9 protein-coding genes and 2 pseudogenes are annotated in these 12894 nt (G+C 26.4%); 2 read left to right on the top strand and 9 right to left on the bottom strand.

Annotated elements, in window-relative coordinates; genetic code table 4:
• Nucleotides 1-38: 38 nt before the first annotated feature.
• Nucleotides 39-1187, top strand: a complete 1149-nt coding sequence (locus tag MDIS_RS02895; RefSeq protein WP_044635561.1) for an amidohydrolase family protein — start codon at nt 39-41, stop codon at nt 1185-1187.
• A gap of 54 nt (nt 1188-1241) precedes the next feature.
• Here the strand turns inward: MDIS_RS02895 and MDIS_RS04525 are convergent.
• From MDIS_RS04525 to MDIS_RS02855, 9 genes and pseudogenes are all read right to left on the bottom strand, one after another.
• Nucleotides 1242-1513 (bottom strand): annotated as a pseudogene (locus MDIS_RS04525) (hypothetical protein); the annotation flags it as partial.
• Nucleotides 1514-1561: 48 nt separating this feature from the next.
• Nucleotides 1562-1732, bottom strand: a pseudogene (locus MDIS_RS04575) (transposase); the annotation flags it as partial.
• Nucleotides 1733-2149: 417 nt separating this feature from the next.
• On the bottom strand, nt 2150-2635 hold the full coding sequence (gene lepB, locus MDIS_RS02885; protein ID WP_232034210.1) for a signal peptidase I: 486 nt from the start codon (nt 2633-2635) through the stop codon (nt 2150-2152).
• 153 nt (nt 2636-2788) lie between these two features.
• Complete coding sequence (locus MDIS_RS02880; RefSeq protein WP_044635559.1) at nt 2789-5143, bottom strand: ATP-binding cassette domain-containing protein; 2355 nt, start codon at nt 5141-5143, stop codon at nt 2789-2791.
• Nucleotides 5130-7019: a hypothetical protein gene (locus tag MDIS_RS02875; protein ID WP_044635558.1), complete on the bottom strand. Its 1890-nt coding sequence runs from the start codon at nt 7017-7019 to the stop codon at nt 5130-5132. The genes MDIS_RS02880 and MDIS_RS02875 overlap by 14 nt, the downstream gene beginning before the upstream one ends.
• 10 nt (nt 7020-7029) lie before the next feature.
• Nucleotides 7030-7257 carry a hypothetical protein gene (locus MDIS_RS02870; RefSeq protein WP_052506232.1) on the bottom strand — a complete coding sequence of 76 codons (228 nt, stop codon included), beginning with the start codon at nt 7255-7257 and terminating at the stop codon, nt 7030-7032.
• A gap of 660 nt (nt 7258-7917) precedes the next feature.
• Nucleotides 7918-8748, bottom strand: a complete 831-nt coding sequence (locus MDIS_RS02865; protein WP_044635557.1) for a class II fructose-bisphosphate aldolase — start codon at nt 8746-8748, stop codon at nt 7918-7920.
• Nucleotides 8748-10529 (bottom strand): PTS transporter subunit EIIC, encoded by a 1782-nt coding sequence (locus MDIS_RS02860; RefSeq protein ID WP_044635556.1) that lies wholly within the window; start codon nt 10527-10529, stop codon nt 8748-8750. Before MDIS_RS02860 ends, MDIS_RS02865 begins: the two co-directional genes overlap by 1 nt.
• Before the next feature lie 22 nt (nt 10530-10551).
• Nucleotides 10552-11316, bottom strand: a complete 765-nt coding sequence (locus tag MDIS_RS02855) for a glucosamine-6-phosphate deaminase (protein WP_044635555.1) — start codon at nt 11314-11316, stop codon at nt 10552-10554.
• A gap of 135 nt (nt 11317-11451) precedes the next feature.
• Here MDIS_RS02855 and MDIS_RS02850 point away from each other — a divergent pair, with 135 nt between their 5' ends.
• On the top strand, nt 11452-12864 hold the full coding sequence (locus MDIS_RS02850) for a hypothetical protein (protein ID WP_044635554.1): 1413 nt from the start codon (nt 11452-11454) through the stop codon (nt 12862-12864).
• Nucleotides 12865-12894: the final 30 nt, after the last annotated feature.

Raw genomic sequence — 12894 nt, 5'->3', positions numbered from 1 at the left:
TTAATAAGAACTTTAAAATTAAAGACTAATTTAAAAAAATGCTATACAAAAACTTAAGAATTATAAGCCATTTAGACGAATTTTTTGGTTGAATCGAGTTAGATGACAACGGAACTATAGTCAATTTAGCGCAAGGAAAGACCGATTTGGAAGGAATTGATTGTAAAAATAACGTTTTGTTACCAGCTTTTATCGACTCGCACACTCACGGCGGTTATGGTTTTTCTTTTGAGGATTTTTCTAGTTCGAATTGGGAAAAAAATTTTCTAGACTATAAAGAAAAATTACATAAATTTGAAGGTGTAGCGGCAATTTTTGGAACAACTGTCACGCAATCTTGAAAAAAAATTCAACAAAATACTGAATTTTTTACTTTTTTACTCGAAAAATATCCAAATTTTCTCCTAAACTGGTATTTAGAAGGCCCTTTTATTTCTGTCGAAAAAAAAGGTGCTCACGATCAAAGTCTAATAATTCCAGCAGAAAATTTACATTTTAAATTTCTAGCAGAAAAATTGGATAAGAAAATTACAGTTGTAATTGCCCCTGAAAAAAACTCGGCAAAATTAATTGATTTTTTTCATAAATCAATTAATTTTGCAATTGGTCATTCAAATTGTTTTGACTTTGAAAAAGATCATCAATTAAAAAACTATCGTAGATTTACACACTTTTTTAATGGTAGTTCTAATTTTGACCACCGAAATCAGTCACTTACTAACCTAATTTTTGAATCAAAATTACCTAAAAATTTTCTAGTTGAACTAATTACCGACGGACTTCATATCAGAAATTCAACATTAAAATTTACGATTAAAAATCTTAAAAAGGAAAATTGAATTGCAGTTTCAGATTCTCTTGCACAAAAAGGTCTTAAAGACGGACTTTATAATTTAGGAAATTTAGAAACTGAAAAAAAAGGCGATTTATTTTATTTGAAAAATTCAAAGCAAATCGCTGGAAGTGGAATGACTTACCTTAAAATTCTCCAAAATTTAAAAAAAAATCTTAAACTTTCATGACAAGAGATTGTTTTTTGCTCTTCGTATAACGTTGCAAAATCTCTCAATCTTTTAGATTTTTTCGGCACAGTCAAGGTAGGGCAAAAAGCAAATTTTGTGATTGTTGATGATGAATTTAGTCTAAAAATGGTAGTAATTTTTGGAAAAATTTACTACCATTTTTAAAAAACTTTTGTTTTTTAATTAATAAAGTTATTCGCCACCAAAGTAGAAAATTTAGAAATTTTCAAGTTTCAGTTTTGCCGAACTTGGTAAAATAAAGTAATCAGGATCAGTAAGACATAGATTTTCAGTATCAACATGATATCTAGAACCAAATTTATCAAATCAACTAAGAATAAATTTGTCCCGATTTCAATGTTTAAATCAAGTTTTTTAATTCCATATTTTTCAAATTTTTCAAGTAAATTATTGTAGTTTTCAAAGGTAAATAAATTTTGAATTGGATGAATTTGAGTATTTTTTCCAAAATAATAATTTTCTTTTGGGAGTGTTTATAATTTTGCGTTTTAAATTTTATGGATTTTTCAAATAGAAATCTAATTTAATTTTACATTATTTAGCCGATTAGGGAAAATAATTTCTAATTGTTTTTTAATTATTTGTCAATTTCTTACCTGCCTTTGTCATTTTTTGGTTGCGTTTTGCAGTGTCAAATAAGTTATTTTTGAAAGGTAATTCACACCTTGAATTCCGCCTTTGTTATTGGTAATGTTTGTATAAATACTTTAAGAAAATAAGGAGTTTTGTAAAAATTGACGAATTTTCAAGTATTTTATATATCTTGATGAACAAAAACATATTGAAAATATCAAGCAATTTTCAAAAAAATTAACCAATTACTAAGAAATCTTGACTCAACAGAATGATCGGTGATTATTTCATATTAATTTAATAATCGTGTTATATGGTCGAAATTTTAATAAAAAATTTGAGCTTTTTTCAAGGATAAAAGATAATAAAAATCTTTTATTTGATATGATTTCAAGGCAATTCAAATCGTCTTAACCGTACAAAATGTGGTGAAAAATAAAATTAATTACTAAAGGAATTTGCTAATGTCAAAATTGAAACTATTCATTCAATTTAAAAGAAAATATTAACTTTTACAGATAAATCACTAAATTTTATGCCCAAATTCCTTGAATTGCATTTAAATCAAACAGTCCAAAAGTACGACTGTCATTGCTAAAATTAATATTATCACCAAGAGCAAAAAATTTGTTTTCAGGAATAATACCGTTAAATTTCCAAAACCCTAAATCAGAAAAACTAGCAACTAATTTTCCGTTTATTAGAACTGAATTTTCGTTAACTTCTAATTTATCACCAGGAATCCCGACTAACCTTTTAATTAAAACTGTTTTATTATAGTTGAAAACAACAACATCATTGCGTTGTGGTTTTTTAACTTTATTTATAAAAATTTTCTGCCCATCTTTTAGTGTCGGTAACATCGAAATTCCTTGCACACTCACTAAACGAAAGACATAAATAAAAAGTAAAAGAACTATTAAAAGACTAACTAAAATGAAGGAAAGTATAATAATTAGGCGATTTTTCCTGATGAATTTTAAAAATTTACTGTTTGAAATTTTGGGTTTAACTATCATTGTTAATTTTTTTTGATTGTTTTGATTTAAAATTTTGTTAAAAATAAGAAAAAATCTTAAAATTATAAATTTAAAAATTTAACTACCTTCAAAACTTTTACTTATTTTATCATAAAATTTGCAAATATTAAATATTTTTCTCTAATTATCAATTTATAAATTATTTTTAAGAAGTTCAGTGACAGGTTTTTTGTAATATCTCAATGATATAAAAAAATAGATAAGAAAAATAAGCAAGCTAATTGAGAATCAAATTAAAATAAAATTAATAAAACTTTGCGTATAAGTTGGACTTACAAAATCTGCAGTTGTGATCAATTTATACAAATATGGAATGCTAGGTAAACTTATTATTAAACCTGAAATGAAAATTAAGGAAGAAATTACAAAAATATTTAATATATGTAAGAAAAATATTTTTCGAGTTTTTTCGCCGAGTGATTTAAGAATTCCAATTGATTTTATCTTTGATTGTGTTAAATTTTTTGCATAAAGAACTGAAAATACCAATAGTAAAACTATAAGAATTATTTGAATAAAAAGTAGAACTGCTTTTACTAAAAAAGTAGAATTTCAAATTAATAATTTAACTGATTCAAGATCGTTTGTAAAACGGAAATTTGAAAAATCCTTTTTAAAAGATATTAAATTTTCATCAATATTATCAGATTTTAAAAATATTTTTGCAGCATATGGTCTTATAGTATTTCTATAATCATCACCGTCATTGTGCATTATAATTTGGTATTTAGATTCTAGTTTTTTTTCTTCTAATTCAGGATTTTCTTTTGGATCAAAAATTCCTACAATTTTAAAAGGAACATCTTCTCCAGTTTTTGCCGATAATTTAACTTTTTCTCCTATTTTAAGTTTGGGGTATTTTGCAAGTTTATTATCATTTTTTTTGTTTAACTCATTAATCCTATTATTTAAATTATCTATAATTTCATTTATTTTTTTAAGGGTATTAACTGAAACAACAATTTCATCTTTTTTTTCAGGAAGTCGACCGTCATTAATTTTAAAATTTTTAACTTTTAAATCTTTTAATAAATATTTTTTTTCAATTACAACTATTTCAAAATTCTTTGCATTCAAAGGAGAAATTATTATATCACTAAATAATCCTTGATCGCTAGAATTTTTGATAAAGGATTCATTAATTTTTTTTGCTAAATTATGATGTAAAAAAGAAGGTGTTCTGCCCAATAAATTAGTCGAATAGTTTACTCCGACAATACTAACTTCAAAAATTGTTGGAATTTCATCGACATTTGAATTGCGTAAGGCCTTGATTTTGATTTTTTTGCCAATAGGATTGATGATCTTTAATTTTTGCACAACTGAATTTGAAATAATAATTTCATTTTCATTTCGTATAAAGTTACCTTGAAGGTTTTTGTTGTCAAATTTGAACCTATTTTTAAAAAAATCAGATTGGTCAATTAGTTCTATTTCATTTTTTTCAGAAATTAATTCTTTCTCATGGTTGTTATAAGCAAAAGTAAAGTTTTGAGTCCTAAAAAGTGGAACAATTTTATTAATAATGTCTTTTTTAGTGTTAAATTTCTCAATTTCTTCAGTGAAAAACGGCGAAATTTCTTTTTTACTAACCTCAAAGGAATCTAAATTATATTGATGAATTCGTTGCAAATCAACACCTTTTGCTTGTGTATCAAGTGCAACAAACAAATTAAGACTTAAAATGCTAATTAGAAATGTGGTAATTAATAAAATGGTAATAATAACCTTGTTTTTAAAGTCGAGTTTCAAAAACAAAAAAACAGATTTTAATTTATCAACTAATTTTAATGGTTTTTTTTCAAACTTAAATTCATAATTACTTTTATTTGTATTTATTTCTTTATTTATTTCTTCAATTTTATCAATTTCTAATACAGATTCATTTTTTAGGTAAATTATTTTATCAGCGTATTTTTTAGCAAGATCTAAATTGTGGCTAACTATCAAAATAGTCTTGTTTTTCTTTAATAATTGTATTTTTTCGAAAAGAATTTTAGCATTTTCGAAGTCAAGATTTCCAGTTGGTTCGTCTAACAAAATAAAGTCTGATTCACGAGTTAATGATCGTAAAATCGCAATCCGTTGTTTTTCACCGCCTGATAAATTACTTACATTATTTGCTAAATTTTCTTTTGAAATATTAACAAAACTTGCGTTTTCTTCAATATTCTTTTCATCAATATTAAAATTTATTGCATTAACTCCAATTCTAATATTTTCCATACCAGTAGCGGATTCAATTAGGTTAAAATCTTGAAAAACAACGTCAATTAAAGGGTTTTTAACAATTTTGTTATCTTTATAAAAAAGAATTTCACCTCCATCTTTTTGACTAAAATTAGCGATTAGGTTAATAAGAGTAGTTTTCCCAATCCCAGAAGGTCCAACGATAAAGACCAACTCATTAGACGAGATGTCTAGGCTAAAATTTTTAAAAATAGCTTTTTGGTTAAAATTTTTACTCAAATTTTTAATTTTTATCATTTTTAAGTAGCCAATCTATTTGATAAGTCATATAAATAGTTTTAATATTTAAAAAGTGTGTTTTACCTATTTTTTTATCTATTTTATCTAAAATATCTTTTTTTAACAATGAAATAAATTTTTCCAATTTAGTAGAATCTATTTGGTGTTCTAATTTTGATTTAATTGTACTTTGAAACTCAATATACCAAAAAAGATGCTCTAAAAATTCAGTGTTATTTATATTTTTTTCATCAAGATTTTGGTTTATAAATTCAACAATTTCCTTGTTGTCATCTAATTCATTTTTAAAAATAAACTTAATAAATAAGTTAATAAATTTTAAAAAAAATGGAGCATTTTTTTCTAGTTTTACATTTATAATATTGTCAAAAATTTGCTTGGAAACATTAATTTTTGCCGGCTTGTCTGTATTATAAAAACTATTTAATAGCGCAATTGTTTTAAACAAATAAAAAAAATCAATTGGTTTTTTTACAAATTTACTATAACCAATTATTGTATTTAAAAAATCTTTTTGACTCTTAAAAAAATCGGGATGAGCCTTAATTGAAAAAAATACATAATTATATAAGTCTTCAAAAAAATCAGGATTATTTTCCGGTTTTTCCGTTGTTTGCTTAAATAAGGTTTCTATTGTTTGGTTTATTTTTTGCACTTGATTATCTTTTTTCTCACTCAAGTCTAAAATCTGTTTTACAAAAATAGTTTTTGCGATGTCAGGTTCGTGAGCAAATAAACCATTTTCAATGCCATAATCTACAATTTCTTCACTTTTTTTAAGTAATTCGGGCTCTATTTTTTTATTATTTCCAAAATAATAGTAAAGAAGACCTGAGCCATAAAAACTTGGATCTCTTGATGAGCTAAAATTTATTAACCAATTTTTAGTAAAGTCATTTATTTTTGACAAATACTCTGGCGAGTAGTTATAAAAATTCTTGCTAAAATAGTAAAAACTAACCATTGGTAAAATAACAAAACTACTTTGGTTTTCTTCTCTATCTTTATTTTCAATAATTTGTCTAAAATGGTTATCTCATTTTTTAATTAAAACATTTATTGATTTTTGTTTTTCTTTTATAATGTCGGTAAAATAATCCTTATCTAAATTATTAATTATTGTTAAAATAGCGATATATTTTCTAAAAAGCAGAAAAGATTTTTTTTGTAAAGTTTTATGAGGTTCATTATCACTTATTAACACCTCATCACTTTCAAAATTCGCTTTCTTAAATTCATTTTTAATTCAATCTTTAATATCGAAATATTTTTGAAAATCATGCCCATTTAATTTAAAATATAAAATATTTCATGCTAAATCTTGAAAATCATCATCATTAATATTAATAAATTCCTTTTTGTTTTTGTCATAATATTTTGAAATAAAATTAACGAGTTTAGGAACGTTATTAATTGGGTCAATATTAAAATAAATGTTGCTTATTTGGTATATATCACTCAAACTAAATTGTATTCTTCGCGATAAATTAGGCGTAGTTTTTAATATTGATTTAAGTTTCTCAAATTGGTTAATATTATTTGTAATTTTTAAAATTGCTAAAAATTCATTTGCAAACGCGTAATTATACTCTTCCTGAAAATTATTTTTTAGAGCATAGTCACTATTTTCTGTACCTTTTTTTAATTCGTTTTCTAAAATAAAACTGTTTATTTTTTCTAAATCAGAATTAGAAAAAATAGATACGGATTTTGAATTGTTAGTTAATGTTTTAGGTTCGAATCTATTTATTTCAACTTCAACGGACCTAGTAAGAGCATAATAAATTAAAGGGGCACTTATAGCAATTGATCCCAAACTAGCTCCAATAATTGAAAAAATAACTCATTTTTTTGCAAAAATTTTAGGTATCATCTCTTATTTATTATTTATATAAATTTTCAGATAATTTTCAAACTTTATCATAATAAGAATTAGACAAAATATTTGCTACTTTACCTTTATATTTAGCTCTCGCCGCTGCTCAATGTCCAAAAGTTGTTACTTTGTATTTTCAACCATGAAAGTCATAATCAATTCCGGCATATTTATGATTATAGATTATAATTAGTAATTGTGTCAACCAAATATCCATTTGAATCAATCGAAACATTCAATGATATCCGAAATAATAATTAACTATATATCTTTCAGTCTGCTAAAATCGCAATTGTTGGCGTTATAACAAAAAACAATAAACCTACAAAAGGTAAAGAAAAAATTGAAAATTTTTCTTTATTTTTGTCTACTCCTATTTTTAATTTACGATTTGTAGTAATTATAGCATAAAAAATAAAAAAATATTTTTTATGCTAGTTTTTAAGCCCAGTTTGATTTGATTTTTTATAGTATTTTTTATTATTTACCTTAAAAACACAAAATTATAAACACCATTTAAAATCTAGTCAAAATTTCAATTTTCTAGTAAAATAATTGAAATTTAGGTGAAAAAAAAGGTTAAACTTATAGCAATATAAAAAAGCGCGCTTTTTCAATGCTTAGCATTAAAAAAAAAAAAAAAATCCTAAATTCGTTTAACTTTTCTGCCTTGGTTTAGCTTTTATAACTAATTTTTAAAAACTAGATAAAAACCTGAAATTAGAAAAAGGCAGGCGAATATAAATAGTATAAAAATTACAAGTCTGATCGTTTCCTTTTTGAAATTAGATCAGTTTTTATTGTATTTTTTTTTATAAAATCAAAGAAAAAGTGTAACTAAAAATAGAAAAATGGCAATTAAAGTTGAAAAAATTAAGTATAAAATCATAAAATTTTATGATAATTCAAGATAAAAAAGCACTTTTTCAATCATTTTTTCAATCCCCTTTTGATTAATTTTCCTAATGTCATAAGCATTAGGATTTTCCTGAAAATACTTTTTAACTTCATTAGAAAAACTAACTAAAAGGTCAGTACCAACATTAATTTTGTTAATTCCAAGATTGATTGCTTTTTCAATTTCTTCCCGGGAAAGACCGCTACTTCCGTGCATAACAAGCGGGATTTTATAGTATTTTTTGAAGTTTTTAACTAGATTTCAGTCCAAAACAGCTTTTTTTTGGTAAATTCCATGCGCGGTTCCAAAGGCGATCGCTAGAAGATCTGGTTTGGTTTTTTCATAGAATTCTTTAACAACATCAAGTTCAATAATTTTTTCACTATTTTCTTGATAACCAATTTCTTTGCCGCCAATTTGACCAATTTCTAGTTCGAGAAAAACATTTTTTTTACTTGCGAGCGTTTTTGCTTTTAGTGATTTTTCAATATTTTCGCTAATTTCTAATTTTGAACCATCAAACATTGCCGAGTTAAAACCAAATTCAAGATATTTTTGAAAAAGTTCTAGATCATCGCAATGATCAAGGTGAAAAATAAACTGACCTGAAGAATTTTTAATCGCGGATAAAATCATTGACGCTAAAAATTCAATGCGTGAATATTTGATTGCGCCTTGACTTAGTTGAATAATTAAGGGTTTTTGGGAAATTTCACCTGCTTTAATTACAGCTAAAAGTGTTTCTAAATTTAAAACATTAAAAGCAAAAATTGCTTTATTTTCCGCATTTAGTTTCAAAAATACGGATTTTGGATCGATAAGCGCCATTATTTTCCTATCATTTTACGAAGATGATCGGCAACAAATTCGACATCAGTGCCAATTATAATTTGCAGACCTTTATTACCAACACGAACGATTCCGCGACCGCCTGCTGCGAGAATTTTTGCATCTAATTCATCGTTTTTTTTATTATCTTTAACAATAAGCCTTAATCTTGTTGCGCAATTTGAGACCTCTTCAATGTTTTCTTTGCCTAAAATTTCAATGAAGGTTATTGCCATTTTTTCGTAGTCATCGTTAAATTTTTCTTTATTTTGTGTTACAATTTTGTTCTTTAATTGTAATTTGTCGGTATTTTCAATGTCTAAATTCTCTTTTTTATTATTTATCTCAGTTTCAATTTTGTCTTCACGACCTAAAGTTTTAATATCAAACTTTTTAATGCAAAAGTAAAAACTTGAACCTTGGATTAAAAACATTATTGCTGAAAATGCCCAAATTCATAGTGGATTTGCCATAATTCCACTGTTTTTTGCAAACGCTCAAGAACGTGGAAAAGAAACAATATAGTCAATAAATCCCGCACTAAAACCAATTCCGATGCTCATCCCCGTTCATGTTACAAACATATAAATTAGTGAAGTGAGAAAAGCGTTTAAAAGTCATAAAAGTGGGGAAATAAAGATAAAAGTGAAAATTAAAGGTTCATCAATTCCAGTAAGAAAGCTTACAAGTGTTGCCCCTGCTAAAAAAGTAGTAATTGTTTTCCTATTTTCCCGTTTTGCGGCAAAAATCATTGCTACTGCCGCGCCTGGCAGTCCCCCTAAATATAAAGGGAAAAACCCAGTTGTAAACCCACCCGAACCAATAATACCAGTATTAAATGCGGTTATATCCCCATTTACAGTGTAAATATCGCCAACTTTTGCAATAGTTTTCCCCACTTGGTCAACAACAGGGCTAATTAATTTACCTTCAATTGGCAATTGAAATCAAACAAAAGTATTCAAAATGTGATGAAGTCCAAAAGGCTGGAGCAACCTGTTAAGAAATGCATAAATTGAGACATAAAATCCGCGAGCATAACGATTTGCGCTTTGATCCGAAAGGGCTGAACCGATTTTAATTAGCGCATATTGAGCTCAAGGTCAAATGATTGCAAAAAATAAACCAAGCGGAATTATTGACAAAATTCCTAACATCGGTACAAATCTACGCCCGCCAAAAAACGAAAGTGTTTGTGGTAGTTTCACATTTTTGTATTTATTATACAAAAATGCAACAATAATTCCGACAGTAATTCCGCCAATCACACCTGAGTCTAATTGGTAGACAGGCTTTCCACTTTTTAGAAAATACAAAAGTTGCGTTAAACCTTTGAGTTCGCCAGATTGTGCCACTAAAACTTTTGAATAAATTGCTTCGGCAAGTTGATTTTGTTTTAAAAGTGCCGTCATTCCGTATCAAACAACCGCACCAACAAGCGCGGCTTCGCCGCGATTATCTTTGGCAAAACCAAAGGAAATACCGATTGCAAAAATAATTGCTAAATTATCAAAAACGATACCACCTGGAGTTGAAATTAACCGTCCGATAAATTTTTGCACTTCGGAAATACCGATGGAATTGTTTGCTGCTGGATCTTGAATTAGCGCGCCGATTCTTAATAAAAGTGCAGCAATTGGCAAAACGGCGATTGGAAACATTAGTGATTTTCCAAGCCGTTGTAATTGATTTAAAATTCGGTTGAAAACCGAATTTTCTGATGTTGATGTTTTTCCCTTCGGAGTAAATGTTTTAATTTTCTTAGAAAATTTAGATGACATTTGAAACTCCTTTTTAGTTATTTTAATACCAAATTGCTTTATCAAGTGTTTCTTTTGACAATTTAGAGGCCGCTTCTTTGTCTAAAATAAAAGTGCAATTTGGATGTAATTGCAAAAAAGATGCACTAATTTCTGAATTAGGTTTTTCTTCTAACATTGCTTTTGTCACATTCGCTTTATGCGAACCGAAAGAGATCATAATCGCTTTTTTTGTGTATTTTAAAATTGTTTGAATTCCCATTGTGATTGCCTGTTTTGGACATTCGTCAAAAGTGGAAAATTTCCCTTTTTTGACCATATCAACAATTGTTTCATCTGTTAAATTAGTGACATGAGTTTTTGAATTAAAAGGCGTTCCAGGCTCATTGTAGGCCATATGACCGTTAATTCCGATGCTAATATATTGCAAATCAATCGGATTTTCAGCGATTTTTTGTTCATAAGCATTTGCTTCGTTTTCAGGATTTTCTGCTTTGGAATTGGGAATGTTAATTCGTGAACTTGAAATGTTAATATGGTCGAATAAGTTAGTTTTCATTTGTTTTATGAATGATTCAGGGTGATTTTGGTCAATTCCGACAAATTCATCAAGGTTAAAAGTTGTAATTTTATCCCAAGAAGTCCCGTTTTGCTGATGATCTTCAATTAAAAGTTTATAAGTTTCAATTGGTGAAACTCCGGTTGCAAAACCTAAAATTGAATCTGGTTTTGTTCTAATTTGGTCAATAAAAAGATCAGCACAGTGTTTGTGTAAATCGTCTAATTTTTCAAAAATCAAAATTTTCATTTTAACACCTTTTAAAAGTAATTATATTAATTTTAGCATATAATTGGTATAATTTACGTATTGTTAAAAGTTATAAATCAGCAATTTTCAAAAATTCAGTCGATGACAAGCTAGCCCTTTCTTATTTGGTGGATGATGAAAACTAAATTAGTTTGAACAAAATTTTCAGTAATAAGTCTATTAATTCCGGCACTTTCTTTGGCATCCTGCATTCAACCTGTCTCTATTATTGATAAACCAAAACCTAAAAAAGTGCACAAATTTGTTTTTAATAAGGAATACGATTCAAGTTATTTTCTAAATTTACTTCGTAAAAATAATGATGAATTAAATTCGAAAACTGCTACATTTTACGGATTAAATTTATTTTATAATCAAGATGAAAAAATACATAAAAAAAATTTTTTTCTTGAAAATAAAGGTGTTGAAACAATTAAAACATTAGCACAATTCCAAAAAACAATCATTAATAAAACAATTGAACTTACGAAAAACATTCCAGATTATTTAAAAAAACCTGAATTTGAAATAAAAAAAGAATTTGAAGACAAGTTTTTAAATGGAAAATCTGTTAATGATGTTCTTGAAAATAACAATATTAACTTAGTCGAAGTAACAAATCAATGAAAACTAAACAGTTCATATAGTTATTATCTTGAAAAAAATGGAAATTCAAACACGTTAAACGTAATATTTTTGAAACCTTCTTATGTTGAAGATGAGACAATGGTGCCTGATAAATTTTTTAAAAACAAACCATATTTTATATCGATAGTATATCCAAAAAACACAAAAATAAATTTTAAATATGCGTATAGTTATAAACCCATCACAAATCCAAATGTCGAACCCTCAATTGAGAACGCAAAACTAATTTATAAAAAACTTGAACAAAAGTATAATATTCCAAAAACCGAAATTAGTACTTCTTCTAATTTTTTTATGCTTAAAGTTATTGATTTTAGTCAAAAATTAAACAATATTAAAACTTTTAGACCAAAAGTTCTTGATTTGATTGCTGAAAAAATCGATCCTTGAAATAATACTTTTTTCCCAGAAAAACAAGTTATTATTAGGACTGCTCAAGAATTTAGAGAAAAAATTTTAAGGCGAACTTTCAAACTAGATCCATTTGCAAAAATTGATAGTCAAAATCTAATTTTAGATTTTGAAACTAAATTTTTAGATGGTAAAAAACTTGATGAAGTTCTAAAAAATAACAATATTTTCATTTATGAAACTTGAAAACAACTCGGTTGAGGTAATTTCAAAGAGATCGGTTGGGATAAGTTTGAAGATGAAAAATTACTATTAAGAAAAATGGAAAATAACAATATTTTCTTAACAACAATTTCTAAAACTGACTTTATTTTAAATTTTTTTGGCGGAATCCCTGATCCAGATTTTGAAAAAGTTGCTTTTCAAGTTTTAGTATTTCCTAAAGACAAAAACATTGTTTTTGAAAAAAACATTAACCGTTTTGAACTAATGAAAAATTTAGAAGAAAATTATTTGCCAAAATATAAAGAGGAAAATACTGGAAATTAGAGGAAAACTCCTTTTTTTTCCTAGAATTTT

Origin of the sequence: Mesomycoplasma dispar, assembly GCF_000941075.1 — a bacterium.
Taxonomy (GTDB): Bacteria; Bacillota_I; Bacilli_A; order Mycoplasmatales; family Metamycoplasmataceae; genus Mesomycoplasma; species Mesomycoplasma dispar.
Note: the sequence above shows the minus strand (reverse complement) of the source record. Positions and strands in the feature narration are given on the sequence as shown.